32 protein-coding genes and 1 tRNA gene are annotated in these 26,197 nt (G+C 59.9%); 17 read left to right on the top strand and 16 right to left on the bottom strand.

Annotated features, from left to right (window positions below; translation table 11 throughout):
* Positions 1–139 precede the first annotated feature (139 nt).
* Positions 140–1,150, top strand: coding sequence for a hypothetical protein (locus FGF80_RS16670; RefSeq protein ID WP_138655255.1), 1,011 nt, complete (start codon positions 140–142; stop codon positions 1,148–1,150).
* Positions 1,151–1,154: 4 nt separating this feature from the next.
* Here the strand turns inward: FGF80_RS16670 and FGF80_RS16665 are convergent, their stop codons facing one another.
* From FGF80_RS16665 to FGF80_RS16655, 3 genes are all read right to left on the bottom strand, one after another.
* Positions 1,155–2,090: a CBS domain-containing protein gene (locus tag FGF80_RS16665; protein ID WP_138655253.1), complete on the bottom strand. Its 936-nt coding sequence runs from the start codon at positions 2,088–2,090 to the stop codon at positions 1,155–1,157.
* A gap of 96 nt (positions 2,091–2,186) precedes the next feature.
* A complete protein-coding gene (locus FGF80_RS16660) occupies positions 2,187–2,600 on the bottom strand; it encodes an RNA-binding domain-containing protein (RefSeq protein WP_006184849.1) in 414 nt (137 codons plus the stop codon).
* A complete protein-coding gene (locus tag FGF80_RS16655; RefSeq protein WP_006184847.1) occupies positions 2,597–3,181 on the bottom strand; it encodes an AAA family ATPase in 585 nt (194 codons plus the stop codon). Before FGF80_RS16655 ends, FGF80_RS16660 begins: the two co-directional genes overlap by 4 nt.
* A 257-nt stretch (positions 3,182–3,438) precedes the next feature.
* On the opposite strand from FGF80_RS16655, the gene FGF80_RS16650 reads away from it, so the two are divergent.
* The 7 genes from FGF80_RS16650 to FGF80_RS16620 all read left to right on the top strand — a co-directional run bounded on the left by FGF80_RS16650 (position 3,439) and on the right by FGF80_RS16620 (position 9,337).
* Positions 3,439–3,513: transfer RNA gene (locus tag FGF80_RS16650), tRNA-Arg, on the top strand.
* A 171-nt stretch (positions 3,514–3,684) separates the two neighbouring features.
* A complete protein-coding gene (locus FGF80_RS19655; RefSeq protein ID WP_138655251.1) occupies positions 3,685–3,924 on the top strand; it encodes a DUF7563 family protein in 240 nt (79 codons plus the stop codon).
* Positions 3,917–4,693 carry a hypothetical protein gene (locus FGF80_RS16640; protein WP_238705310.1) on the top strand — a complete coding sequence of 259 codons (777 nt, stop codon included), beginning with the start codon at positions 3,917–3,919 and terminating at the stop codon, positions 4,691–4,693. The genes FGF80_RS19655 and FGF80_RS16640 overlap by 8 nt, the downstream gene beginning before the upstream one ends.
* Positions 4,694–4,805: 112 nt before the next feature.
* The gene (locus FGF80_RS16635) at positions 4,806–5,327 is read left to right on the top strand and encodes a hypothetical protein (RefSeq protein ID WP_138655249.1); all 522 of its coding nucleotides are present in this window, start codon (positions 4,806–4,808) and stop codon (positions 5,325–5,327) included.
* Positions 5,324–5,617 (top strand): hypothetical protein, encoded by a 294-nt coding sequence (locus FGF80_RS16630; protein WP_138655247.1) that lies wholly within the window; start codon positions 5,324–5,326, stop codon positions 5,615–5,617. Before FGF80_RS16635 ends, FGF80_RS16630 begins: the two co-directional genes overlap by 4 nt.
* Before the next feature lie 2 nt (positions 5,618–5,619).
* Positions 5,620–7,239: a DUF7845 domain-containing protein gene (locus FGF80_RS16625; protein ID WP_138655245.1), complete on the top strand. Its 1,620-nt coding sequence runs from the start codon at positions 5,620–5,622 to the stop codon at positions 7,237–7,239.
* A 394-nt stretch (positions 7,240–7,633) separates the two neighbouring features.
* The gene (locus tag FGF80_RS16620; RefSeq protein WP_138655243.1) at positions 7,634–9,337 is read left to right on the top strand and encodes a DUF262 domain-containing protein; all 1,704 of its coding nucleotides are present in this window, start codon (positions 7,634–7,636) and stop codon (positions 9,335–9,337) included.
* A 13-nt stretch (positions 9,338–9,350) separates the two neighbouring features.
* Here FGF80_RS16620 and FGF80_RS16615 read toward each other — a convergent pair whose 3' ends face one another.
* The 7 genes from FGF80_RS16615 to FGF80_RS16590 all read right to left on the bottom strand — a co-directional run bounded on the left by FGF80_RS16615 (position 9,351) and on the right by FGF80_RS16590 (position 14,662).
* Positions 9,351–9,734, bottom strand: a complete 384-nt coding sequence (locus FGF80_RS16615; protein ID WP_138655241.1) for a hypothetical protein — start codon at positions 9,732–9,734, stop codon at positions 9,351–9,353.
* 169 nt (positions 9,735–9,903) lie between these two features.
* Positions 9,904–11,088 carry a hypothetical protein gene (locus FGF80_RS16610; protein WP_138655239.1) on the bottom strand — a complete coding sequence of 395 codons (1,185 nt, stop codon included), beginning with the start codon at positions 11,086–11,088 and terminating at the stop codon, positions 9,904–9,906.
* The gene (locus tag FGF80_RS16605) at positions 11,085–11,894 is read right to left on the bottom strand and encodes a hypothetical protein (protein WP_138655237.1); all 810 of its coding nucleotides are present in this window, start codon (positions 11,892–11,894) and stop codon (positions 11,085–11,087) included. Before FGF80_RS16605 ends, FGF80_RS16610 begins: the two co-directional genes overlap by 4 nt.
* On the bottom strand, positions 11,891–12,469 hold the full coding sequence (locus FGF80_RS16600; RefSeq protein ID WP_138655235.1) for a hypothetical protein: 579 nt from the start codon (positions 12,467–12,469) through the stop codon (positions 11,891–11,893). Before FGF80_RS16600 ends, FGF80_RS16605 begins: the two co-directional genes overlap by 4 nt.
* On the bottom strand, positions 12,466–14,088 hold the full coding sequence (locus tag FGF80_RS16595; RefSeq protein WP_138655233.1) for a hypothetical protein: 1,623 nt from the start codon (positions 14,086–14,088) through the stop codon (positions 12,466–12,468). Before FGF80_RS16595 ends, FGF80_RS16600 begins: the two co-directional genes overlap by 4 nt.
* Positions 14,089–14,214 carry a hypothetical protein gene (locus FGF80_RS19815; RefSeq protein ID WP_269150332.1) on the bottom strand — a complete coding sequence of 42 codons (126 nt, stop codon included), beginning with the start codon at positions 14,212–14,214 and terminating at the stop codon, positions 14,089–14,091.
* Positions 14,215–14,230: 16 nt separating this feature from the next.
* Positions 14,231–14,662, bottom strand: coding sequence for a hypothetical protein (locus FGF80_RS16590; RefSeq protein ID WP_138655231.1), 432 nt, complete (start codon positions 14,660–14,662; stop codon positions 14,231–14,233).
* Between the two features lie 110 nt (positions 14,663–14,772).
* Here FGF80_RS16590 and FGF80_RS16585 point away from each other — a divergent pair, with 110 nt between their 5' ends.
* Together FGF80_RS16585 and FGF80_RS16580 are read left to right on the top strand one after the other, a co-directional pair.
* A complete protein-coding gene (locus FGF80_RS16585) occupies positions 14,773–14,958 on the top strand; it encodes a hypothetical protein (RefSeq protein ID WP_138655229.1) in 186 nt (61 codons plus the stop codon).
* Positions 14,959–14,966: 8 nt separating this feature from the next.
* A complete protein-coding gene (locus FGF80_RS16580) occupies positions 14,967–15,518 on the top strand; it encodes a hypothetical protein (protein WP_238705309.1) in 552 nt (183 codons plus the stop codon).
* Positions 15,519–15,581: 63 nt separating this feature from the next.
* On the opposite strand, the gene FGF80_RS16575 is transcribed toward FGF80_RS16580, so the two are convergent.
* A complete protein-coding gene (locus FGF80_RS16575; protein WP_138655227.1) occupies positions 15,582–15,854 on the bottom strand; it encodes a hypothetical protein in 273 nt (90 codons plus the stop codon).
* A 219-nt stretch (positions 15,855–16,073) separates the two neighbouring features.
* Complete coding sequence (locus FGF80_RS16570) at positions 16,074–16,880, bottom strand: hypothetical protein (protein ID WP_138655225.1); 807 nt, start codon at positions 16,878–16,880, stop codon at positions 16,074–16,076.
* Between the two features lie 114 nt (positions 16,881–16,994).
* Here FGF80_RS16570 and FGF80_RS16565 point away from each other — a divergent pair, with 114 nt between their 5' ends.
* Both FGF80_RS16565 and FGF80_RS16560 read left to right on the top strand, forming a co-directional pair.
* Positions 16,995–18,008 (top strand): Cdc6/Cdc18 family protein, encoded by a 1,014-nt coding sequence (locus tag FGF80_RS16565; RefSeq protein ID WP_138655223.1) that lies wholly within the window; start codon positions 16,995–16,997, stop codon positions 18,006–18,008.
* Between the two features lie 151 nt (positions 18,009–18,159).
* On the top strand, positions 18,160–18,447 hold the full coding sequence (locus FGF80_RS16560; RefSeq protein ID WP_238705308.1) for a hypothetical protein: 288 nt from the start codon (positions 18,160–18,162) through the stop codon (positions 18,445–18,447).
* Positions 18,448–18,449: 2 nt separating this feature from the next.
* Here FGF80_RS16560 and FGF80_RS16555 read toward each other — a convergent pair whose 3' ends face one another.
* From FGF80_RS16555 to FGF80_RS16545, 3 genes are all read right to left on the bottom strand, one after another.
* The gene (locus FGF80_RS16555; protein ID WP_007108836.1) at positions 18,450–18,701 is read right to left on the bottom strand and encodes a type II toxin-antitoxin system HicA family toxin; all 252 of its coding nucleotides are present in this window, start codon (positions 18,699–18,701) and stop codon (positions 18,450–18,452) included.
* Entirely contained in the window at positions 18,702–18,959 is a 258-nt protein-coding gene (locus tag FGF80_RS16550) for a type II toxin-antitoxin system HicB family antitoxin (protein ID WP_138655219.1), read from the bottom strand.
* Between the two features lie 66 nt (positions 18,960–19,025).
* The gene (locus FGF80_RS16545; RefSeq protein ID WP_175417050.1) at positions 19,026–19,289 is read right to left on the bottom strand and encodes a winged helix-turn-helix domain-containing protein; all 264 of its coding nucleotides are present in this window, start codon (positions 19,287–19,289) and stop codon (positions 19,026–19,028) included.
* 234 nt (positions 19,290–19,523) lie between these two features.
* Here FGF80_RS16545 and FGF80_RS16540 point away from each other — a divergent pair, with 234 nt between their 5' ends.
* From FGF80_RS16540 to FGF80_RS16530, 3 genes are read left to right on the top strand one after another with little or no spacing between them, the layout of a single operon-like run.
* Complete coding sequence (locus FGF80_RS16540) at positions 19,524–19,952, top strand: PadR family transcriptional regulator (protein ID WP_138655217.1); 429 nt, start codon at positions 19,524–19,526, stop codon at positions 19,950–19,952.
* On the top strand, positions 19,942–20,280 hold the full coding sequence (locus FGF80_RS16535; protein ID WP_138655215.1) for a hypothetical protein: 339 nt from the start codon (positions 19,942–19,944) through the stop codon (positions 20,278–20,280). The genes FGF80_RS16540 and FGF80_RS16535 overlap by 11 nt, the downstream gene beginning before the upstream one ends.
* A complete protein-coding gene (locus FGF80_RS16530; RefSeq protein ID WP_175417049.1) occupies positions 20,273–21,325 on the top strand; it encodes a site-specific integrase in 1,053 nt (350 codons plus the stop codon). The genes FGF80_RS16535 and FGF80_RS16530 overlap by 8 nt, the downstream gene beginning before the upstream one ends.
* Before the next feature lie 248 nt (positions 21,326–21,573).
* On the opposite strand, the gene FGF80_RS16525 is transcribed toward FGF80_RS16530, so the two are convergent.
* Complete coding sequence (locus FGF80_RS16525; RefSeq protein WP_006184846.1) at positions 21,574–21,798, bottom strand: hypothetical protein; 225 nt, start codon at positions 21,796–21,798, stop codon at positions 21,574–21,576.
* 443 nt (positions 21,799–22,241) lie between these two features.
* Between FGF80_RS16525 and FGF80_RS16520 the strand changes: the two genes are divergently transcribed.
* Together FGF80_RS16520 and FGF80_RS16515 are read left to right on the top strand one after the other, a co-directional pair.
* Positions 22,242–25,364 (top strand): thermonuclease family protein, encoded by a 3,123-nt coding sequence (locus tag FGF80_RS16520; RefSeq protein ID WP_138655213.1) that lies wholly within the window; start codon positions 22,242–22,244, stop codon positions 25,362–25,364.
* Between the two features lie 133 nt (positions 25,365–25,497).
* Complete coding sequence (locus FGF80_RS16515) at positions 25,498–26,151, top strand: FAD-dependent oxidoreductase (protein ID WP_138655211.1); 654 nt, start codon at positions 25,498–25,500, stop codon at positions 26,149–26,151.
* Positions 26,152–26,197: the final 46 nt, after the last annotated feature.

The following is a 26,197-nucleotide window of genomic DNA, read 5'->3' as shown; positions in this document are numbered from 1 at the left end:
GTCGCCACTCGTCCCACGACCCACTCTCCGGCGGCCGCCACACCCGATCTCGTCGCTCGTTTGCCATCGGACCTGTCAGTTCTGTTTTCGTTCTCCCCGCCAGTACGTTCATACACCTCTAGACCCATCCTCGAGTAGGATGAACCGCCGACAGTATCTCGTACGAACCGGTGCAGCCGGCGCTAGTGTCGGATTTCTCACCGGATTTGCAGGTTGTCTCGACGACCTGACTGGGTCCGGCGACGCGACCGACGACACGGCCGACGCCGATGACGGCGATACCGGCAGCCGCGCCGGCGTTCGGGCGCTCGATCGCGCCGCCGGCGATCTGAACACCGCCGCGCTGGCGCTGGACGAACTCGACGATCTCGAGGACCCCAGCGCGGTCGAGTTCGAGCCCGCGGAACCGCGTGCTCGACTCGCCGACGGTCGGGACCACCTCGAGACGGCCGCGGCCGAACTGGGGGACGACCGTGCGGCCGACATCGACACGCTGCGGTCGTACGCCGACGCTCTCGAGGGGCTGATCGCGGTTACTGTGACCGTCACCGACGAGGGGCTTTCCAAGGACGTCGATACCGTCACCACGGCGCTCGAAACGGAGCGCGGGATCGAGGAAGCGAGCACGACGGTCGGCGATCGGCACGCCGACATCGTCGCCGCCACCGAGCGGTTGGCCGCGGCGGACGCGACGATTCAGGGGATCGACGCCGACAGGCTGGACGACCTGGCCGACGTACCGCGGGCCGATCTCGAGGAGGGAGCGACCGCCCTCAACGAGGTCGTGACACCACTCGAGACGCTGGCCGCGGCGTACGACGCGACGCTGGGCGACGCGGGATACGGTGCGCTCGACCGCGGCCGGGACCACCTGGACGAGGCGGCGTACGAGGCCGCTCGGGACGAATTCGAGACCGCCGAATCGACGGTTTCGGACGCGCACCAACGCCTCGAGAACGGAACGGCGGACGCGCCCGACGGACTCGTCGGCTACTTCGAGACGGCCACGTGTCAGACGGGCCATTTGGCGGACGCGGCGGCGGCGTTCGCCGATGCGGCGACCGCTGCGGCGGAGCGGGACCCGGCGGCGAGCGACCACCGGACCGAGGCCGAAGCCGCCCTCGACCGGGTCGGGGACTGCTCGGACTGACCCCTTACTGGGCCGGCGTCGCGTCGTCTTCGCGGGCCGCAATCGGGGGGAGGTCGTCAACGAGAACCACCGCATCACCCTCGAGAACGACGGTGCCGTCGCCGTCGGTGACGGTCGTCTCGATCCGGTACTTCGAGCGGCCGAGGGCCTCGACGATCTCGCACACGGCGGTCGCATCCGTCCCGATCGAGAGCGGGGCGCGAAAGCTACTCTCCTGTGAGAGATAGATCGTCAGTCCCGGGAGCCGAGCGAGGGCCGCGCTGATCAGCCCGATTGCGAGGACGCCGTGGACGATACGCTCCCCGAAGCGGGTCTCGGCCGCGTAGGCCGCGTCGAGGTGTACCCGGTTGGTGTCGCCCGTCACTTCCGCGAAGGCCTCGACCTCGGCTTCGGAGATCGTCTTCGAGAACCGGGCGACATCGCCCACCGAGACGGTCGTCTCGTCCGCACCGCGGTACTCGAACGTCCAGTCGTCTCGCTCGTAGAGGGTGTCGGTTCGCACTCGCCGTCGAGGCGGCTGCTCGTGCCTGTCCGTGGCGCGGCGGACCAGCTGGGGCACGTAGTAGGAGAGTTCGATCGTCGTGACGATCCCCACCAGCTCGGTCGCGTCTTCGTCGCTCGAGACGACGGGCAGGTGTTCGACGTCCGTGGTGCGACACAGCTCGACTGCGTCGACGATCGAAGCGGCCGCCTCGATCGTCGTCAGCGGCGTCGACATGAGCTCGCGTACCTCGAGCTGGCCGAGGTCCGTCCGATCACAGAGGTGCGCGACGAAATCGCCTTCGGTGACGATGCCGATCGGTTCGCCGTCCCGGACGACGACCACCGAACTGACGCCCTCGTCGCACAACAGCGTCGCCGCCTCGGTCGCCATCGCGTCGGGCGAAGCAGTGACGACATCCTCGAGCATGACCTCCGCGACGGGTATCGTGTCGTGCATTTGACGGCCCTACGTGCGCGAGGCATATCGTTCCTCGCCCGCGTCACGACCGTGTCCCATTCGAGAGCCGCAACCGCTGTGGTACGAGTCGGGCTCTCAGGCGTCGACCGGCCGCCCGTCTTCGGTCGGCGGCGCGATATGATCGACGTACTCCTCGAGGCTGGGGTCCTCGACGCGGACTCGAACGGCAATCTCGCCGAGTTCGTCCGGTTTACCTACGGAGAAGTTGACGTACTCCTCGAAGGCCGCCTGCTTTTTGAGCGCAAACGAGAAGGTGTCGCCCTCGCGAGTGGCGAAGAACTCGCCGCGGGCAGTGTCGAGGATTTCCTGGCGGTGGAGCAATTCCGAGAAGTGATCGAGCGCGTGGGCTTCGCCCCTGATCTCACCGACTCCCTCCTCGATGTCGGCGGTGGGAAAGACGTTGGCCACGGCGTCGCGTACGCGACTCGTAACCTCGGTATCGTAGACCGGTGCCGTGATCTCGACGTCGATGCGGTAGATTTCGCTCATGGGTCCGATTCCGCTTCCGCGCGTTTCCGTTCGTCGGTTCCTGCCCGGATGATCGACCGGATTTCCTCGTGGAAGGCCTCGAGCGAGTCGGTATTCTCGACGACGACGTCCGCGCGGTCCATGGCCTCATCCATCCCGAAGCCGCGTTCGCGCTCGTCGCGCGCCGCCAGTCCCTCGCCACCATCACCCTCGCTCGCGTCCCGACCGCGCTCGTCGAGCCGCTCGGCGCGGAGTTCAAATGGAGCCTCGATACTAACCAGCGTGAACGCGTCGCCGAACGCCTCCTCGAAAACGTCGACCTCGACGCCGGAGCGGATACCGTCGACCAGTACCGTCTCGTGTTGCTCGAGGCGGTCCTCGAGCAGCGGCAGCGACCGCGTGGCGATCGCCGCCGGGCCGTCCTCCTCGCGCAGCGCCTGCGCGACCGTCCCATGATCCTTCGCGGGGTCGAGCCCGCGGTCAGCCGTCTCCTGGCGGACGACATCGCCCATCGTCACCACCGGGAGTCCGTCCTCGCGTGCGACGGTGGCGGCCTCGCCCTTGCCGCTGCCGGGAAGTCCCACCGTTCCGATGACGTGCATCGAGCACACGTACCGGCGAGGCGGGCATAAACGCTGTGTTCGTCACACGGGGTGGACCGTACTGGCGGCTCGAGTCGACTGACGATCTCTCCCCGGTGTTTCTATGCAACGGTTTCGACGACCCGTATCCGGACGGCTATCCCAGGGACTGGGGTACTGAGTGAGTCGAACTGTCCGTCCGTCCCTCCCGAAGAGACGGTCGATCGCGATCGGAAATCCCAACCGCTTATACCGTTCCGTCGTGGAGTCGGACTCGAGGGCACGTAGCTCAGTCCGGAAAGAGCGTCGGACTTCTAATCCGACGGTCGTGGGTTCAAATCCCATCGTGCCCGTGCGAAAACTATCGCTTTCGGACTTCTATCCAGAAGTCCGTGTTACGGACGGTACCGTTCAGATTCAACGGATTATCGATTCGGTAGCCACTCTGAAAATGCGGACTTCGTTCAGCAGTTGAACCCCCCCTCTCGCCCGCATGCGATTTCTGTTGTCGTTCAACTCGCGAGGTGGTCGGCGTGACGGTCGCACCGTGGCCGTCAGTCGACCACTCGACGTGCCGGCACTGCGGGGCCCACGTGACGGACCGGTTCCGTCGCGTTTTCGGCGATGACGACGATCGCGCCCATCGGTGTGGTGACTGCGATACGTACGCGCGACTGAGCCGCGGCTCTGCAGCTGGCGTCGACGTGTCGATCCCGGATCCGGAGACATCCCCCGGTCGTCACGGAGGTGAAGCCGATGCGTAGCGGGTTCGTCCCGGCGAGTCGGCTGTACGATGTCGAAAGTCGGACGCCCGTCACCCATCCGGCTCACCAAGCGACCGATGCCGAGATTCGCCGGGCGCTCGAAGACCAGGAAGTCTGTACCGACGGCGGACTTCCCTCGAGCGGTACTGACCGCTTCGAAGACGTCGACAATATCGTCTCGAACGGCGGTCGCGATCCGGACGGATCGGCTCGAATGCTCTCGCGATGGACGTTCGAGTACGCGCCAGCGCGGGAGTTCGTCGAAAATCACCTCAAAGGGCGAGTTCTGAATGCCTGCGCCGGCCGAACAAAACTCGATCACGTCGCCGAGATAGTCCGCAACGACCTGAATCCCGAGCGGGATGCCGATACTCATTTCGATGTCGCGGAGATCTCTAACCACTTCGAGCCGCAGTCGTTCGATACGGTCGTCTTCGACCCGCCGTTCGATCAAAAACAGGCGGAGACGAAATACGACGGACTTCACGCGAAGAACGTCTACGCAGCGCTCCGCTGCTTCAACGAGTTGGTTCGCCCTGGCGGCGCTGTCATTTGCTTCGGCTGGAACAGCTGGGGAATGCGGTCGTTCGATGCCTTCGAGCGGGAAGAGACCCGGCTCCTCCAGCGCGGACCGATCCATCGTGATGTTATCATAACTGTCGACCGCCGGACGATGGGGTCTCTCGTCGAGACTGAAGCGGTCGCAAAGGCCGACGGCGGGCGAACACTACAGCCGGGTGCTGACCGCGAGGACAGTGATTCGCGATGAGCCGCGTCGTCGAGGCCGCCGAGTGCGAACGCTGCGGTGACCGCGTCGACGCGCTTCGCCGGCTGTGTTCCGACTGTACGCGCGCGGTTCGGAACGCGCGGGAGGGTCCGCTATGAGTTCTCGAGCGTCAGAACTGGAGAGTCCGAAGGCCAGCGGCGACGCCCTCGAGGGCGAGATCGTCCAGACCGTCGACGAACTCGAGTATGTCAGCGATCACACCGCCACCTGGCACGATGCGCGGACCACCGCTGTCCTCGAGGCGAGACATTCACTGCCGTTCTACGGGATCGTTCTCGTGGAACCGGACGTTCCCGTCGAGATCAAAGGCTGTCAGATAGAGACGAGTAACGGCAGTCGCTCGACTCGCGGTCGGTTCTACGTCAAGCGAGCCGCTCACGAGCAACTACTCGAGGCGGCCGGGATGTACCTGTTCGTCGTCTACCTGCCGCGGCCGGGGTTGCCCCAGGTCGCGCGGGCGATCGTGCCGGCGTCGCTCGTCGCCGAGCTGCTGTCCGGTCGGTGGTACGAAGTCGGTGGCTCGCGGTCGGAATCCGAGGTCGCGAAACTGGCGTGGTCGCACGTGATCGATCCGGACGGAGTCGATCCGTCGGTAACGGTCGGTGATTCGCAGTGAGCGTCGACACCGAATCCGACGATCGCGACCTCGAGGGCGAACTGGCGAGCGCGGCAGCCGGTCAGTTTGGGGTTCCCGTCGACGCGGTCTGCGTGGGCTGTGGACGAACCCGCGTCAAGCGCGCCAGTCTCGAGGCGATGGATCAACCCGGGGCCGACCCCACGACGCTCGAGGCGACGGACTGCACGTCGTTCAAGCACGTCTGCTATCCCTGCCAGGGTGCGACGTGGTGGAATCCTGTCGCGGTGCTCACCGGCTTGCTCGAACGCAACCGCGAGCGAGGTGAGTAGCGGTGTCCCAGGTCGAGACGACACCACACGAGATCGACGGCCGATGGAAGTGGCCCGACTGGGGCCGCGGCCCCTACGACGCGCTCTCGTCGATCATGCTCGGACCGCCCTTCGAGGGCTACCTCGAGATCACGACCGAGATCGACGGCGAGCCCTGGCACCTCGAGGTGAGCTACAGCAAGTCGGGGTTCGCGCCGCGGCTGTCCGACGGTATCAACGCCGAACGCCTGTACGAGTGGGATATCAAGGGTCGTGGCCGCGGTGAACGGAAAGCGTCGTACAACATCGGCCCGCGGTTCCCGAACATGCGTCACTGGGAGAGCGGCGAGCGGTTGCAGCTCCCGTGGGAGAATCAGGTCGGCGAGGTCGACGGCGTCGACGTCGAGTTCCACACGAGCAACATCGAACCCGACCGCGGTCTCGAGCTCCTACCGGAGTTCTTCGGAGCGATCTTCGAGCACGCCGGCGAGCGGGTACATCCCGAGTACTTCCGCGCCGAGCCGCACCCGGCGAGCCGGATGTGGGCGTACGAGCGCTACGTCCGGATTCGACGGGAATGGGATGAAAAACTCTCGTCGGCCGGTGTCTTACAGAAGGTCGCGCACTATCTCTCCGACCTCGAGGGCGTGAAAGCCGAACTCCATATCGACAATCAGGAGATCGTCAACCACCAGAACCGGCTGTTCTTGAACCCCACGTCGGCTGGCGAACTGCTACCCGGCCACACCTACGGGCGGAAGTTCGAGATCTACCAGCTGGCAGATCCGGACGCGGTGTCGACGGATCACCCGTCCTACCACCCGAAGGTAGAAGTCTTGGTCAACAAGTCGATGAACGACGGCGAGGCGTGGGCGTGGGCCGATCGCCACGAGGTGACCGAGCAGATCGAGGAGACGCTGTTGAACGCGCTCCACTGGGAAGACATCCCGCTCGGGCCCGACGGCAGCGGTGTCTACATCGCCGACGATCACTTCGACGCCGTCGCTCGAGACGACCTCGTCGAACTGTACGAAGACCCGACGCCGCGTCTTGAGGCGAAGTCGGACCACCTGTTGATGACGACGCTTCGTGATATGGGAGAGACCGCTCGAGACGTGACCGAGACGGTCGCGACGGACGGCGGTGCGACCGTCGACGATCTCGCCGACCAGCTGGGGAAGCACCCGGCGACGATCTACCGCGCGATCGAAGATCTCGGGGAAGTCCTCGATCTAGATCAAGGTGACGTATCGTTCCGAGCTCGAAAGTACCGCGAGGAACTCCGGGCACTCGTCGAGTCCGCCGAGTACGCGATCGAGAGCTACGCCGATCGGATGCAGCACATCATGGGGCTGGCCGATCACGTCGCCGAGTCCTCTCCCTTCCAGGAGTGGCTCGCGAAGAACGGTGCCGACCTCGAGTTCGACGAGAACGGCGAGCCCCGTCGAATGCGGATCGACACGATCCTCTCCCGGCTGAAGGCCGACAGTTTCGAGAACGTCGCGACGATCGCCAGCGAGGCTCTCGAGAAGTGGTCGAAGTCAGGCAACGATCCGACGGTCCTCCGCGGCGTCGAGTTGACCTGGAAGACTCCCGGCGGCGGAACTGAGACTGGATTCGTCGGCGCGGTCGCCGATCGGTGACCCGGCCCGGGTAGTGGCAACACTCTCGGTACCGCTCTTTTCTGCAAGTTAAGTTGTCCACCACCGTTTCCTCTGCAACTCTGGTTGTAGCCAGTGGCTCGAGGACGGGGGTCAGCACGGCGATCGCACCGCAACGCCGGCGGGGTCGTTTCGCGCTTCGCACGAAAACCCCCTTGGCGGGTGTCCCCAAGGGGACTGAGGCAAAAAATTACAGTGCCCCGCCCCGCCTCCGCACGCAGATCTCCAGTTGAATCACACGAAACGGAGGTTCAATTGAGGTCTATATTTAGAGGACCATATTATCTCCTGAATATATCCCTATATTTATGAAAAGGACATTGTAATATCGATTGGGTATAAAGACATAAGGGTATTGAATATATGGAGTACTGATATGGCTGACTCGGATTTGGAACTTGATGCACGCCCAGTAACTGCGTGGGAACTGCTTGGTGAAAAAAACACCATTTTTCAGACTCCTGATTTTCAGCGACCCTATGAATGGGAAGAAAGCGAATTTCGAGATCTTTGGAAGGATCTGCTTTCGGCAGTAAATTATGAAGGCAAACACTTTCTAGGACAAATTATCGTAGTTGAAAAAGACAAGGGTGAAACAAAGACATTAGCAATAATCGATGGCCAACAGCGGTTAACGACTCTATCTGTCCTCATATGTGCCATGCGTGATGTTTATAAAGAAAAAACAGGGTACGAGAATATACCAGACCAACTGGCTGAACTACTCACTACTAGCAATATTAATGGTGACAACCTTCGTCGGTTATATCTTCTAAACAATTCTGAGGACGATAAACAATACCAATTGGTATACCAAGGAGATGCAGAAAAGGCAGAAAGACAGGTTGGCGCGGCTTACGACTATTATTATGAACACCTCACCTCGATAACTGAAGAAATGCTAGGTGAAATAAGACAATCTGTACTAAAAGACTTGAGCCTTATTCGAACAGAAACAGCCGATATTAACTCTGCATATCAAGTTTTCCAAACTGAGAATGACCGTGGAAAGGATCTGGCAGCAATTGATCTTGTGAAGAGTATCCTGTTTGAAGAGGCAGCACGGAATCAAACTTCTAACCCAGAATATATTAAACGAATGTGGTTAGAGATAGTTGATAATCTCTCAGAGGTTGATCAAGCAGGTGCCCGGAGACCACTTTCACATATTTTGGCATTATCGCCATTCAAAACACCACTTCAGATGTGGAAAGAACAATTTGTCCGGATATTCCAAGAAATTGTCCGAGAGAGACTTGATGATGCCGACTGGTCGATCTCTGATTTTATAGAATTTTTGAAAGAGGAGTCAGAAACATATATTTCTGCTAATAACTACTCAATACGCCGCTTTTCCCACAGTGAGAATAAGGAGATCAATCAGAAAATAAAGCAATTCCGGTGCAAGAACCCACATGGTGGAATAGCCACGTATCACTTAATCAGGAATTTTGACAGCCCCGATACGATCTTATCTGCTCTTGATTTAGCTAATATTCTCAATGTTCGTATAAATATAAGTGATATGACTGCCTCAAAAGCCCGCGATCCGATATATAAAATAGCTAATTCTGGTAGTTCTGATGAAGAACTCTTAGAACATATACGTACAATTATAGAAGAAGATACACCAACAGATTCTGCACTTGTTGAAACTATTAAAACCAGACCATTTAAACAGAATAGGCTAACAAAATATATTCTATTAGAGATAGAGCGAATGCATTTTAACGGTGTTGGCTATGACGACAATCATACGTTCTCTGATGTGCAAATTGAACATATTGCGCCCCGTAAAGCCTTCAGTAAAGATAAATATTCCTCATGGCGCTCAAAGTTAGAACACGATGAGGATAGGTTCAATACATATTGCCAGAGATTGGGTAATATTACACTATTGACGGAAAGACAGAATGCCAGAGCAGGAGCAAATCCATTCCAGACGAAAAAGCGAGAGTACAGAACATCAGAATTCGGAATGACCAAGCAACTTTGTGAGTACGATGATTGGGAGTATAACCAGATTGACCAGAGAACAAAAGACCTCGCTAATCTTCTTGTGAAAACCTGGTCAATATAGTCTAAATAACATCCTAGAATACACTGTCGATCGAAACCTTCGCCTGTTCGGTCCCACGGTGATCGCCGCCACCGTGCCAGCGGAGAAGCGGGAGATTTCCTGCACGAACCATCTTGTCCCGGAGGACCGTACAGCCCGAGCGCCCATGTGGCCGGTAGACGGCAAAACAGTACCAGCCGTCGTGACGCCGGAGTTTTTCGTGGTACTCGCGATAGACCTTCCAGTTACCAGGCTGGCCGTCCGCGTGTTCGTGCATGGTCGACTTGATCTCGACCGGCGTTCCGTTCCCGAACCGGGCGTCGTGCCAGCTCGCCCGCTCGAGGTCGAACCGACGCTTTTCGGCCATCCGTTTCTCGACGGCAGTGCCGAAGTGATTGGCTCGCTTCGAGCGATTCACGCGGACCACGCGCGTCGCGCGCCGTTATATATACTCCTCCGCTGCCCCCGCACCGCGGGCCCATCGGTCGCGTCGCTCCCGTCAGGGAGCACGCGCGGTGGGCTGTGGGCGGTGGGCCTCTCTCTAAAGGGGGGTTGCTTGAACTTGGAAGATTGGAATCGCCGCGCTGTCATGCGATTACCCGATTGACTGTTTCAACCCAGTCACGCTTTTCCGAGTCGCCCTCACGGTAGTCATCCAACCAATTGTAGACGGTCGTGTCGCTGAAGGGAACGTACTTCGACGCCGCATTTGGAGACATTCCCTGATCCTCGACGCAGGTCTTGATCGTCCACATCGCCACCTGTTTCACGTCGTCGCGCTCGAGCGCCGGTCCGTCGTCCTTATCGCTCGAGGGAGCGGACCAGGACCAGTCGGCCTCGTCGTTGGTGTGGGGCTCGAAGTCGGCGGGCGGAATGCCGGTGAACGGCCGTGGGTCCACGTCCTGCAGCTTGCCGCCGGAAATCCGGTCGGCGACGATCGCCTTGCCCTTCTGGTTGCGGTCGGGCTTTTTGATGATCGTGCCGACGCGCCAGAGCATCGGGTGAATCGACGATTCGTCGTGGCCGATATAGATGAGCATCCCGTTGTACTTGCGGATCTTGAACACGAGCGGCCCCATCAGCTTCCGGACTTTCTGGCCGTCCGAGCCGGTGCCCGAGGCGTTCGTCGAGAACTCGTCGCCGACGAACGCTTTCGGCTGCTGAGGGTTCTCGATCGGATCACCGTCTTGGCCGACCCATTCCTCGAGCAGCGGGAAATTGGGAATCCAGCCGTCCTCGACGGTGCCGTCGTCGCGAACCCAGTCGTCATTGCGCGGGAGCGTGCGGATGTTCGACCCGACGAGCAGGTCGCCGTCGACCCACCGATCACGCAACTGCAGGAGGAGACACGCGAGGTTCGTTTTGCCGGCACCCATTTCTCCGAGGACGACGATCACGGGTGCGGGCCCGGCGACGATCTCCTGCAGGCGAGTGATCGCCTTGATGCCCGAGAGGTCCGCCTGTTGGCTCGGGTCGCCGATGTAGTGTTTCAGCGTCAGCGTGTCCCCGTTCTCGAGGGCGTCACGGGCCGTATGGCTGCCTTCGCCACGGAGAATATCGCGGTTCTTCCCCACGTCCATGTAGGTGGCTGCGGCCTTGCCCTCCCAGCGGTCGGGATCGTGGTGCAAGGCGCGGACAGTCAACTGCCGGTCGATCTGTTCGTCGCGGACGAACCCCGAGTGCGGCAGCACCTCGTCGGGATCGCGCTCGAGGTTGTTCCCCTGGTACTCGCGAAAGCCGCCGACGGTGAAGTTGTCCTGTTCGTCGCTCATCGATCCGTTCCTCCGTCGGCTGCTGCGGGTTGTTTCGGGGCCGATTCGTTCGTGTCGACCGGTGTTCGCGGGCCGTGATCGTCGGTGTAGTCGTCGACGTACTGGGAGATGTCCTTGATTTCGTCTACGTCGCGGGCTTCGGCATCGTCCTTGGCGGCTTCGAAGCGGTCTTTGACCGTCGTTCGCGGGTTCATAAGCCCGCGCTCGTCGGCCTCGGCTTCCTCGTTGACCACGTCGCGCTGGATCTCGAGACCCATTTTCGAGATCCGTCCGCGGAGTCGATTGTACTCGAGAAAGGCATCGATGAGATCGCCGTGGACGTCCTCGAGCATGGCCTTGATGGTGACGAGTTTGGAGTCGGCGAGTTGGCTGAAGTAGCAGCCGCGAACGACGAGTTGGTCGGTGTCCTCGTGATAGGTGAACTCGCGGACTTCGAAGGCGTCACCATCGTTCACCTGGTACGGTGACGGGCCCTCGACGGTCTTCTCTGTCCAGACTTCGGGCGCGACGTAGAGCTTCCGCCGGGTGTCGTCGACGCCGTTGATGTGGTAGACTTCCTCCATATTTCGATTGCGGAGCTTCCGGGCTCCGGTCACGAACAGTCCCAGCAGCGGCGGCCCCATGAGCAACAGCGAGGCGAAGATTCCCTTCGCAACTGGCGGCACACCGGGAATCTCGGGTCGAATCAGGAGCAACAGCGCGCCGAGAGTGACCGCGCACCCAGCGACGACCAGCTGACCCTCGGCGATCACGTAGGTCAGCCGATCGGCCCAGCCGCCGAAGGTCCCGCTCGTTTCGGGACTCACGCTTCGATCACCCCGCTATTCTCCGAGCGGATGACCCACCACGCGCCGATGACCGCGAGGATAACGGTCATGCCAACGCCAGTGAATAGGCCGCTCTCACCGCCGAACGTAGCGAACGGGTTGGCTTCCTGTTGGTCGTCCATCGCCGTCGAGAGGCGGACGGTCGCACCGTCGACGGTGACGCCGACGGCCGAGCCGCCCCGGACCGTCTCGACTGGGACCGTGATCACGTGCACTCCCCGCTCGAGGTCGACGGTGGTCTCGGGGACCTGGACGGCTCCTTCCTGGCCGACGCCAGCGAGGGCATCGGAGATCGCGACCGAGGTACTGACGTTCGTCGCGACGGCCACTTGCACGCGGTCCTCGTCGAACTCCCAGCCAACGATCCGTGTCATGTCGTTGTAGCGGATCGTCTCGCTATTCTCGAGGGTGTCGGCGGCGGTGAGATCGCCGTCGAGTTGGCCGCTCTGGACGGTTGCGTTTGCGGTCGTGTTCTGCGCGACAGCGCCCATACTGCCCATGCCCATAAGCCCACAGCAGAGGGCGATGGTCAGCAGTGTGACTGTGCGTTTCATGAGTCGGATTGAACAACGACGACAGCGATCACGACCACGAGCGCACCGATGATGACGAGTCCGACGAACGCGCCACCGCCGCCGCCCCCGTCGAAGGGGTTGTCCGGCAACCCGATGCCGCCGCCGGTATCGTCGTCGGAGGTGATCGCCCCGCGGTCTTCTTTGGCTTGCTGCATCACCTCCAAATACTCTGTCGCGTTGAAGGTGCCGTACTCCGGCTGGTCTGTGAGATCGGTCTGGTTGATCTCGTTGCCGTCACCGTCGTACATTTCTTTGATCTCGAACTCTCCTCGATAAAAGACGACGTCCGACGAATCCCCGTCAGGACCGCCCGTGACCATCTTCTGCGTCCCCTCGAGATCGCTGACGTTGTAGGTCACTCCGGTCTCGAAACCGCCCGTCGGTGTCTCACTCGAGAACAGCAAGCCCTCATAGGTCTCGTTGACGTGATTGTACTCGTAGGAGACCGAGCCGTCAGTTTCGTTGACGACTCGCGTTTCGTCGGTTGCCCCCTCGAACTCGACCACCATGGTCGACTCGAGCGAGCCGCGGTTCATGTCCAGCACACTCCGGAGGGCATACTGATATCGGTCGTCGGTCGCGTTCGCATCTCCGCTCAGATAGCGAACCATGCCTTCTGCGCCGCGGAGGTCCTCGACCTCGATCTCGCCAGCATCGAGCGCGTCGTAGAACTCTTGAGCGGTCCCGCCCTCATAGTTCGAGACGACCGCATCGGATTGATTGCCGATCTCATCGAATCGCTCACGCGCGATCCGGTAGTCATAGACCGTTTTGGACTCAAGCGATCCGGAATTCAGGAGATGGACTGAACCGTAGTATTCGGCAGTCGAGCCGCCGGTCCCATCTTGGTTCTCCATATAGATGTTGATATATCTGCCGTCCTCCCATTTGTCAGAAAAGACATTAACAGCCGTGTCTTTGTGGTATTCATCTCCATTTCGGAGATGGATTTCGGGCAGAGTGACCGAATGGACGGACCCGTTGGCTAATTCAACATCCTGTTCAACGGTCTTCCCAGTCGGATAACTTTCCTCGGTCGATCCAGCATTCACATGCACGAATCCGTCTATAATCTCGGATTCGTTCTGTGAGACATTCGCGTAATAGGCCAGTTGCTCACTGTTCACGGACGTTTCTTCGAGCACCTGAATCTGCAGTCGCGAGTAATAGTCGTTGATCGCAGCCTGAGCGCGCGTATCGGCGACTGACGGGCTCTCACCGTTCTCATAGGACTCGGCAAAGGCATTTCGCGCCTCCATTGAGGCGATCGAATCCGTGTCCTGCAAATAGTTCCGCAGCAACTGATCTGTCGAATCTTGGGACGCTTTGATCCCCGTCGCGCCGACGTGGATGTCTTTCTCGATCGACGACGCAGCCTGATCCTGATCGATCCCGTCATCAGCGAAGTCCGCGTGACCGCACGAGATCGCCAAGACATACTGCAGCGGCGACTCACAGGTCCCCTCAAAGGACATCGAATTGTCTTCTGCAGCCACCGGAGCCGCGGCGATCGGCGCGACGATCGAGCCGACCAGGAGGACCGCGAGCAGGAGGGAGAACGCGCGGTGGGCTGTGGGCCGTGGGCGTTGGGCTGCCATTCAGATCACCCCCGCGGCGATCGCCACGGCCAGGGCGACCGTGACCGTCGACGCAGCCACGATGTACCCCGTAATCACAGTTCCGTACCACTCGGCCGTCTTACCGTCGAAAACGTTGAAATTCATTGGTTGAACCTCCGAGTTACTTGTAGGCGATCAGGTAGAACGCCGCGCCGTTCAGGAAGACCGTGAACCAGCCGACGTACCACATCGATTCCAGGGCAACCGAGACGGCGGGTACGAGCGCGCCGAGCACGTTCAGTAGGACCGCCAGGAGCATGACGACGGTTTCAACGTCCGTGTAGTCCTCGGGCGTGTTCTCGTTGGTGAGCCACCCGACGACGAGCACCCCCATCGAGATCACGAAGGCATAGGTAATCTCAGTCCCGTGCGCCGAATAGAGCGCGTCAGCCAGCGAGAGATTCAGCGGCTCGCTGAACTCGAGCGTGCCGACCGCGCCGATCGAGAACGATGCGAGCACGAAGATCGGGGCGAGGATGCTGTCCGTCAGATCGATACCGTCCTCCCGACGCACCGCGCCGGGAACGAACTTCTGTGGTAGGCTTAGAGCCATACGCACGCTCGCTTCTCGGATAAGAGGAAAACATGAGCAAAACCACGGCCATATATCAGCAGAACCGATTCTCACCAACCTTTATACCAAGGCGGATTGCCGCTCGCTACATGGCATTGAACAAACTTAGACAGTTGGATCAGAACTCGGCGGGCGTCACGCTCCCGAAAGACGACCTCCGCGTTGAGGGCCTTCTCAATGCGGACGGCGAGATCGACGGCGAACATCACGTCCACATCCGTCACGTCGACGACGGCGAATGGACGCTCGAACTGGTCGAGGAGATCGAGATGTAATTCATCGTTTGACTGACGAGGCCACCGCTGCTGAAATCGAGTGGAGGATTAAGTTACCAAAGTTTATATCGATATACTGTTATCATGAGATAGACGGCATGAGACTCGACGAGTATTTGCAAAAGAACGAATCAATTGTTGCAGGAGTCGAAGCGTATGATACCAGGCACGGAATGTCTGAGAGTAGAAAAGGAAAGCTCGCGGTCACGTCTAACCGCGTCGTATTCGTACGTCAAAAAGGCGTTTCAGATATCTCACTCCACGGAGTGAATTCTATCGAGTATGAGGCACCTCGATATCCGCGAGACTATCTCTACTGGGGGTGCGGCTTGATTTGTGGATCAATCCTTTTATTCACGGTTCTATCCATATTTCAGATTCCACTATTGGGCTTGGCAGTTATCGGGTTTTTATCAGGTGTTGCGGTATTAATAGTCGGGTTTCTACTGCGGAGAGCGGTCCTTACTCTCCATACTCCAAACTCGTCCTTCGAGTTTACGTCGAAAGATGAGCGACTGACGAATATTGCGCATGCTCTCCGCGGTCGCGAGACTCAATAAACTGGATGGAGCTCGCTTCTGAACCTTGAAAACGGAGTACTGATTGATGATCGAAGACCCGTGCTATTCACCGATAGTCCACGTTGATTGGTACTCAAGAGGGAGTTCGTCGACATCAAGAATCTCCACGATTTCCGATGCAGTGAGTGATCCTTCCTGGTCAGCGCGTCGGATTAGTTCAGGTACGCAGCCATTCGGCTGTGCGGTCGTGTCCCCGCTCATCTTGAGATAGTAGTCTGCAGCCATATCGAGCGCGCCCGAAACCGTACTTTCACCGGTCGCTTCCTTCAGGTACTTCCATTTCCGTTCTCGAGCGTCGGTTGTCTGGATTCGCATCCTAATTTGCACATCCCCCTCGAAATCCTAGGTATTTGCGGTGACTCAAATCCCGAGTACATATAAAGAGCGGCCGATCGGGGTCAGTGCCCGACGTGATCATCGCGACGATCGTCTCGGTACGAGGGAGAATTTGCACACCCCGACTCGAAATTGATGTGCAAAATCGGGAATTGGATTTCGTCGACGTACGACCCCTTGGGTATAGATCCACCACAACTATTCTGTCAGGTCGGTATTCATACAATTCTCCTCTATAGCATTATCAATATCGCCATCTTCTATGCCGACTAGAGCTATAAAGTATGGTCTGTCTATTTCTTTTCCAGATGGGCCCTCTGTACAATTGTCAATTAGATATAGTGCATTGTTGTATTCTCTCCTAAGTTTAACCAAATCAAAGTGTTCTGTTTCAGATTCTCTATTTCCATTGATATACCAATCGAATGATGCTGACACCTCTGGACGGGGACTGTATGCACGTAGGAGATCACATTTCTTGAACTCTTGAGAGACTACAAATTCAACTGCTAGTGCGTTATCCGGAGCTAGCTTATCTTTTTTTATTTGGTAAGAACAGTTTTTCTCTGACACACAAGAATCGCCTGTTGTTTGGACTCTGGTTACAAATAGTGGAGAAATATTGTAGTTTCCACTGATTGACTCACCATCTGTGTTTGTATAGACACTATATCCGGGTAGTGGGATCACTATATTGAGATTCTCTATATCACGTGTTCCCTTATTAGATACGACAAAACGATATACGCTGTACTCATTATCCCAGATTAGCCCATCATAATAGTCAATTGGTTTTCCTTCTGGATACACTGTACTCTCTTTTACTACTTCAACATCTAATTCCGGCGGTTCATACTTTGGAGCATTCAGGCGGATATAAATTGATGTTGCTATTGAATTCACATATGGTCCGAGAAATGCTCGGATAACTATTCCAATAATTGCTCCAAGAATTATACTAGCAATATTCAAATTCCAACCAAGAAAAGCTAATAGCTGGATCATAGGCTACTCAGATAGTGTTTCTAAGCGGGAATAGAAATCCGCTTCGTCATGTAGTTGCAAGGTTTCTGTAGCCAAGCCTAGTACTTATATTCTTATTGTCGATACATTTGGAGTATGATTACTAATGCTCGAGCGCTCGAGACCACCTATGTCCCCAAAGATCTCGAGCATCGGGACGGAAAAATTAGTCAACTTGCAACGGCATTGGAACCGCTGACACAGGGTGTTGGCGGCGAACACAGCCTTATATTCAGTCCGTCAGGGTCAGGGAAAACGACCCTCGCAAAGTTCGTCGTTCGGAAACTCCGTGAGGAATCGTTCGGTGTCCGCCGGGCGTATTGGAACTGTATGTCGGGCTCTTCGAAAACCGAGGTCCTCCATGGGCTTGCTCAGGACTCAGGGATTGGAAACCACCTATCGAGGGACGGGACCGCTACCAGCACGTTCATCGACGAGTTCCGAGAGACCGACGACCATATCGTTGCGATTCTCGACGAGGTCGACACGCTCGAGGACGAAACGCTGCTCTTGGGGCTCGGGGATCTCCCGAACGTAACGATCGTCGCGATCACGATCGACGAGGACGACTTTTTCGCGAACCACCGGTTGAATGGACGCGTCAAATCCCGCTTCTCGAGCGCGGAGACGATTCGGTTGCGGAAGTTCACCAACGACGAATTGATCGATATCCTCTTGGCGCGGATCGATGCCGGGCTCCGACCCGGCGTGATCGGTCGGGACGCGATCGAGTACATCGCTGACCTCGCAGCTGGCGATGCACGTAAGGCGATCAAGCTACTCGGGAAGTCAACTCGGCGGGTCGATCACTCGGATCGATCCCAAATCACGCTCGAGGATATCGATGCGGTCCACGACGAGGCGCGTCAAGATCTCCGACAGGACCATATCAACTCATTAGGAACCCACAAACGGCTCCTGTACGATATCGTCTCGGACGCCGAGGAGATCGGCGTGACCGAGTTGCACGCGACGTACGAAGAACGGGCCGCAGATCCGAAACCGAACCGGACTCGGCGGCGCTACCTCTCAACGCTGGTCGACAAGTACGGCTTGCTCGAGTCGACCGGCGCGGGTCGCGGAAAGAATTACTTCGTCCCTGAGCCGTGATGCGGTTCTTGCTTTCCGGATACTTTCCGGTCATTTTCCGGCCACGGGATACAGCGTCTCTTTAACCCGTTCTCACAGTGTAGAGCGGATTTCGGCTGTTTCCGGCCACTGCCGCTGTAGGAATATGGTCGCGACGCACCTTGAGCCGTGTATGTCCGAGAGTGCAACCAAAGCGCCACCGGAAAGCGATTCGCTCGGTGGTTTCGAGGTCGAGACACTGGCTGGCACCGCGTCGGTAGAGATCACCGGCACGCCGACGAATACCGCACGCGTTGATATCCGAATGGACGGCGGCCGTCACTGGGTGTTCGGCGTGAACGACGATACTGCGGCTCTCGTTATGGTTCTTAACCAGAACGGACAGCGCGTTGACGACGAACTCCCCAACTGGATCGAGCCGATAATTCGGCGGACCGGACTCGAGGGGGTCGAGAAATGAGCCTACCGGTTATTGTCGATCCACTCGCACCAGGCGTGGAAGTCCTCTGCACCGCATTGATTAGCGATCGATCGCATCGTCCCGGTCGGGATCTTGTCTTCGGAATGCATCGGAACAGTGACGGTCCGTACCTCGTCTGTTTCAGGGTGTTCGTATCGGAGCTTCAGGTGGCTTCCCGTTCGGTCGATTGGACGGAACCCGTGATCCTGAAGAACCTTCGCGATTTCCCGTCCGGAAAACGTCGTCCGAACCATCTACTGCATGAACTCGGGGAGTTCCTTGTCACCGGTCGCGTCGGGATCGAGCCCCCATTCTTCGAGATCCGCGTCTGTGACCGGCTCGCCGCCGCCCTCGTGCAGTTCGAGGGCTTCCGCGAGCATCGACAGTGCTTCGGACTTGGAGTCGCCGAACGATGCAACGCCGGTCTCGAGGTCGACGGCGGTAATACTCCCGTCGTCTTCGTGGACGAACTCGACGCCCTCGTTTCGGTCACGTCGTGTCGCACTCGCCATATACCGCCACGTAGGAGAAAGACGCTGATAAGCGTTCGCTCCGCACCGACGAGACTCGGACACCGATCACTCGGTATCCGGCTCGAGGTCGTCCGCGTCGAGATCTCCCTCGAGGTAGGCTTGGCCTTCGTCAGTGATCGCGTAATATCCCTCATCGACCCGTTCTATGAATTCTACATCAACCAAGACATTCAGACGCTTGTGTACAGTCGAACGTCCTTTATCGATATTTCTAGCGATTGCCGTGGGACCAAGTTCGATATCCTTGTTGAGGAGTTCCAGAATCAGATCATCAGTCGGAAGCTGCATCCACTGGCCCCTTTTCCTCATATTCTGCCACTTACGCTAACCCTGTTTACGTTATTCGAAAGGGCCGTTTTTGGAAACAATATGCTTCGAGATATGAAACAGTACCGTGTAAGGATTTATTGTGTTGCAGTAGCTACTGGTTACCCAACGCGAGTTTCACGTGGGCCCGACTGTCCGTTGGGTCCGCTCGGAAAATGCGGGCCGGTGCTTGGGACACCGGGTCCGCGCGGCTCGCGTGAGTCAGGCACGCAAGCCATGTACGACGACACTTCGCGGGGTCTTGAAAGCCTCGACACGACCGATGCATCGACCGGTTCTAATCAGCGACTCGTAGCCGACGGCGGCACGACGTGGGGAAATCTCACTGGATTCCAGCGCGACGCCCTGGAGTCAATCGCTCGTCTCGAGCGCGCCGATGAGACCTGTTACGGGCTCGCGATCAAACACCGGCTCGAGCCCCAGTACGGCGACGTGAATCACGGGCGGCTGTACCCGAACCTCGATACGCTCGTCGAGCGCGGGCTCGTCGAGAAGTCCACGCTCGACAAGCGGACGAACCAATACGCCCTCACCGACGATGGGCGCGGGCTGCTCCGCCAGCGCCTCGAGCGACTCGCGGACGCGTGTGAACTCGAGATTGCCGCGACCGACGGTTCTGGGGAGGGTGATCACGATGGGGAGTGACGAGTTCCTCGCCTTGGAGGCACAGCTCGAGGCGCTCGAGCGCCAGGCCGACGCGGCCGAGCGACAGACGGCGGCGATGGAAGCGATCGCGACGGAGATGCGGTACCAGAACGCGGTCCTCTGTGAGATGATCGCCTGTCTCGATGATCTCTCGGCTCGCGTCGACGAGCATCACATGCCGGACCATCCGCCGCACGATCGGTCCGGCCCCGCACTCCAGACGTGGATTCACGATCGCCTATTCGAACGCGACCAACTCGAGGACGACGGCCCCGAGTTCCGGTGGGGCAGTCCGGAGAACTGGAACGGAGGCGATCGGGATGAGTGACGATCTCGATCCCATTCCGCCGCATGAAGCGGTCGAAATGTATCATGACGCGATGCGCGACGAGCACGCGGATTCGACTCGTGAGAGCGAGCGATACCGGCTCGAGTCGTTCATCCAGTTCTGCGATGAGAACGACATAACGGATCTAACGACCCTCTCCGGACGGGATTTGTATAAGTATCGGACGTGGCGTCGCGAGGGGAAAGGCGACGGTCGCGGCCCGATCAAGTTGGTCACGCTCAAGGGTCAACTCGCGTCGTTACGTCGATTCCTGCGATTCGCGGCGAACATCGATGCCGTCCCCGCGGAGTTGTACGAGCAGGTCACGCTGCCGACGATGAAAAACGGCGAGGACGTATCGGAAACGACTCTGAGGCCAGAACGGGCAATCGAGATTCTCGACTATCTGGAACACGCACAGCCCGCGTCTCGCGACCACATCATCGTTCTCCTGCTGTGGCGGACCGGCGCACGAACCGGTGCCGTCCGCGGGCTCGATCTCCGCGACCTCGATCTCGACGGGAGCCACCCGCGGGTGACCGGTCCCGCGGTCCAGTTCGTTCACCGTCCCGACACTGAGACACCGCTCAAGAATCAGGATAAGGGGACGCGCTGGAACCGGATTAGCGAAAAGACGGCCAGCTACCTCGAGGACTATATCGAGTACCACCGCCACGACGTGACCGACGACCACGGCCGTGAGCCGCTTCTCACGACCGAGTACGGCCGACCGGCGGGGAACACGTTTCGGACCACGCTGTACCGCGTTACGCGTCCGTGCTGGCGCGGCGAACCGTGCCCGCACGATCGGGATGTCGAGACCTGCGACGCGACCCATCTCGATCACGCGAGCAAGTGTCCCTCGTCGCGGTCCCCGCACGATCTCCGAAGCGGCCGGGTGACCTTCTACCGACGCGAGGACGTTCCTCGACGAGTCGTCAAAGATCGCCTCAACGCGAGCGAGGATATTCTCGATCGGCACTACGACCGCCGATCGGACCGCGAACAGGCTGAACAGCGCAGCGATTACCTCCCCGACCTGTGATTCCCATGATTGCCACTACTAACGTCGCGAATCCCGAGATGCTCCGATCCCATCGTGCCCGTCAGAAAACTATCGTTTTCGGACTGCTAACCAGAAGTCCGTGTTACAGTCGGTGTCGCTCAAATTTGACGGATTACCGATTCGGTGACCTGTCCGAGAATTGAGGTTTAGTTCAACGGTTGAACGCACCCTCTCGCCGATCGGAAGTTCGTGTCGACGGCGGACAGTCCTCAAGCGGTACTGAGGAGTTAGGACTCGTACGTGAGTTCCTTCACACTGTTGGCAATATCGTAGAGGAGGTAGATCACGGAAAATCCCATCCCGGTCCATATCCACGTCGTTATGGGACCCTGACTAGCCCTATCGGCGGCGGCCCAAACCCCAACAAAGGCGGTGCTGAGAATGATTGCAGAGACGACCAGAACGTTCTTTATTGGAGGGTTAGACTGCGGAGCACCTTGTTGTTCGTTCATAATACTGAAATGCAATTAAGACGATATTTGTTTATTGGTTCTCTCGGATCGCGGTCTAGCAAGCGATCACTACAGTCCGGCACTACTCAACGGGGCGGTGGTTCGCGATGAGCCGCCTTATCTCCGGTATTGCACTTCTCGTTGGGGTCTACCTTGCATTGCTCGAATCGCCACCCCTCTCTTACGCTGGCTGGGTTCTCGTTCTTCCAGCCTCTCTTTTCGTCGTATATGATACACTCACTGTTAACAGGCATACGAGAGGCTAGCTCGAATCGAACGAAACCTTCGCCGCTCGGTTCCACAGTGATCACCACCACCGTGCCACCGCAGTACCGGAAAGTTACTCGAGCGATGGGAGTTGAACGAGGCGACGATCGATACTCTACATACGTCGATATATTACTATTAGGAACACTCACGTGCGAAACAATCGCAGCGAGAGTATGGTCTCGTTTCGAGCCATCGGTGAGAGCGGTATCGATCGTCGAGCGTTCGTCTCGTTGCTCGGGACGACGACGGGTGCGCTCGCGCTATCCCGATCGTCCGACGCGGTTACGACTACCGACTCGGCGTCCGGCGATGGACTCGAGTCCCTCTCGTTTTACTCGACGGCGTCACAGGTGAGCGCGGCGTATGGGCCACTCACCGATGAGGAACACGTCGTCGCGTGGGCGTCCGAGAACGCGTACGTGACGAGTACCGACGACGGAACGGACGACGCTGATGTCGTCTCATACGAGGACGCACGCATCCCGCTGATCACGCAGGACGGCACCGTGATGGGAATCGGCAGTGCCGGCTTTCTCAGCGACGAGCGCGGCGGTTTCACTGTCGGCAACGAGGAGTTCGTCCTGAACGCCTGGGAGCAACTGCTGGGGCCGGAGGGGACGGTGCTGTGGGACGAGAGTCACGAGCAGTATTGGGACCTCTCGAGACACGACACCTTCCGGCGCTATGCCGACGACAACGGCTACGAACTCCGGGCGCTCGAGGAGTTCGCAACCGATGGAACGACCCTGCAGTTCTATTCGACGGCGAGTCAGGTAGCACCCGGTGGCGACGTGCTGACCGAGGCACACCTCACCGCGGACGACGACCTGGAGGTCCTGGCGTGGGCGGAACCGACGGCGACGAACGGCGATCGGACTGGGTCCGATGCCGTCGAGTACGGCGACGCCGAGCGGATTCCGCTGCTCACCCGCGACGATCGGGTGGTCGGGATCGGTGCGCCGCTCGTCGAGGACGACAGCGATCACGAGGAGAACCGGGCGTTCGTCCGGGGCGTCTGGGACGCGGTGATCGACGGCGGGACCGTCTACTGGGACGAGAGCCACGACCAGTACTGCGATACCGACCGGTTCGAGACGTTCATCGCCGACGCCGAGGGCGACGGGTACACCGTCACCGCCGCCGACGACCTGCGGGCGGTTCTCGAGGGTGCGAGCGACGGGGCGGACGAAACGACGGCTCCCGACGCCGATGCGGTCGTGATCACGACGCCCGCGACAGCGTTTACCGACGCCGAACTCGCGGCCCTCGAGTCGTTCGTCGCCGACGGCGGGGCCGTCTTGCTCCACGACCAGTCCGATTACGGCGGCCACGACGAGACGGGTGCCCTCAATGAGATCGCCGCGCGACTCGACCTCGGGTTCCGGTTCAACGCGGATCAGGTCGCCGACGATACGTCTGGCTGGGACGAGCACGTGTTCACGACGGCGGCCGTCGACGAGACGTACGTCCCGAACGAGTCGGGATCGGTCGGGCTGGCGGACGCCGACGGACTCGTGATCACGACGCCCCAGTCGACCTTCGATGAGTCGGAACTCGCGGCCCTCGAGTCGTTCGTCGCCGACGGGGGCGCGCTCTTCCTGTTCGATCAGTCGGACTTCGGCGGGAACGATCGAACGGGGATTCTGAACGAGATCGCCGAGCGACTCGACCTCGCCTTCCGGTTCAACGGGGGACAGGTCGAAGACGAGGTCCGAAACGCCGGTCCGGTCTACGAGCCGGTCGCGACGGAGTTCTCGCCCGCATTCGACTACTTCGACGGGCGGGACGGAATCGGGATCGAGTTCGACCGCCACGGAGAGTACTACGGACGAATCACCCGCGTGTTCGACGGCGACACCGTCGAGGTCGAGTTCGACACCGAGTACGGCCACCGCGAGATCGTTCGCAACGTCGGCGTCGATACTGCGGAGACGCCGCCGACGGCGGCCAGCCCCAGGGAGTGGGTCGGCATTCCCGACGACGCGACCGCTCACCTCCACGACTGGGGGGAGCGCGCGGCGGCGTTCGCCCTCGAGCGGCTGGCACCCGACGGCGCGGCGGTCGACGAGGGTGATCTCGAGGGTCGCCACGTCAAGATCACCTTCGACGAGGCGGAGCCGATACGCGGGAACTACGGGCGACTGTTGGGGTACCTCCACTACGATCCCGACGACTTCACGGCCGACTTCGACGCCGGCTCGTTCGCCGTGAACTACAACCGACGGATCGTCGCGGACGGGTACGCCCGCGTCTACTCGTCGGGCTTCGCGGCCCACGACGAGTTCGCCGCGCTCGAGGAGAACGCCCTCGCGGCGGGCCGAGGGGTCTGGTCGGCATCCGATGTCGACGCGCGCACCGCCATTCGCAACGAGCCTGTCGAAGACCTGTTCGTCCCATCGGCCCGGAGCATTCGCAGCGCTCGGGGCCGGACCGGCGGTCGCGTCCGGGACGAGCGGGTCGCCGTCTCGGCGGCCGCGAGCGCCGAGCAGCACCTCGAGGGCGATGGCGTCGCCTACGACGGCGACGTTCCGCTGGTCGGCGTCGATGAACGGCGACGGGTGGCGCTCGTCGGTGGGCTGCTGATCGACGAACGCTACGAGGCGGACGAGGGCTTCGGCGCGGACACGAGCGGCTACGGCAACTTCCCGTTCCTGACGAACCTGATCGACTGCCTCTCCGAGACCGACGGCGACGTGATACTCGCCGGCGGACAGGGTCAGTTCAACGCCGCGGGCTCGCTCTCCCTCGAGGACTGTAAGTACTACCGCCGGTATCTCGAGGGGGTCGACGAACGGCTCCGCCAGATAAACGATCTCGAGCGCACGCTGCCCGACGAATCGGAGCCGCCGCGTGCCGTTTTGCTCTCCGCGCCCGCGCACGAACTCGCGGTCGGCGATTGCCTCGCGTTGCGCGAGTATCGGAACGCGGGCGGCGCGGTCGTCCTGCTGGGCAGCGCGGCGGCCGACGCCGATCACACCCGACACCTGAATCGACTCGCCGCCCAACTCGGGACGGACCTCCGGTTCAACACGGATCGGGTCGTCGACCCGGATCGGAACCTCGCGGACGATCCTGCGGTCCTCGAGACGGCGGCGTTTAATCACTCCTTCCCGCTGTTTGACGCCTACGAGCCGTCGGACCGGACGGACGACGCCGACGAGGCACCCGGCAACAGCGGTCACGCGCGGGGCCACCGCGGCAACGGTCCCGGCAACAGCGGCCAGACACCGGGCCACGGCGGTAGCCCGCCGGGCAATAGCGGCCACACACCCGGACATCACGGTGGCGGGAAATAGCGGACCCACGCCCGGTCGGTCGGTGGTAGGCCGGGCCGCAGTCGGTGGGCCCCGTGACCGGTAACACCGGTGTTACGAGGTTGTCCCGGGGTAGCTGCTGGATTGATACGACTGCGGGACATTGTGTACCCACATGAGCGACGAAGCGACCGTAGACGACGCGTCAGTGATCGTTGTCGGCGGTGGCCCCGCCGGCCTGAGTGCAGCCCTCTTTGCCGCGAAGAACGGCCTCGAGACGACGCTGTTCGACACCGACGAGACGTGGATGCACAAGGCACACCTGTTCAACTACCTCGGGATCGGCTCGGTCGGCGGCAGCGAATTCATGGCGACGGCCCGCCAGCAGGTCGACGACTTCGGTGCCGATCGCCGACAGAACGAGGAAGTGACCGCGGTCAGCGAGGCCGGCGACGGCTTCGTGGTCGAGACCAGCGTTGTGTCGGAGACGCAACGAGCAGACGGCGACGCCGTCGACGCCGACGGCGAGTACGAGGCCGACTTCGTCGTCCTGGCGACGGGCGCGAACCGCGACATCGCCGACGACCTCGGCGTTGCCTTCGCCGAAGACGGGACCGTCGATGTCGGCGTCGAAATGGAGACCAGCCTCGCGGGCGTCTACGCGACCGGCGCGATGGTCCGCGCCGAGGAGTGGCAGGCCGCGATCGCCGTCGGCGACGGGGCCGCCGCAGCGCTCAACATCCTCTCGAGCGTTCGTGGGGAGCACTACCACGACTTCAACGTTCCCGCCGATGCCGAGCGCGTCTTCGGCGACCACCTCGCGGAGTAACCCGATCGAACCCGTGTCGGGACCGATACGAGACCAGATTCAACCA

It is taken from the genome of Natrinema pallidum (assembly GCF_005890195.1).
GTDB classification, from domain to species: domain Archaea; phylum Halobacteriota; class Halobacteria; order Halobacteriales; family Natrialbaceae; genus Natrinema; species Natrinema pallidum.
Note: the sequence above shows the minus strand (reverse complement) of the source record. Positions and strands in the feature narration are given on the sequence as shown.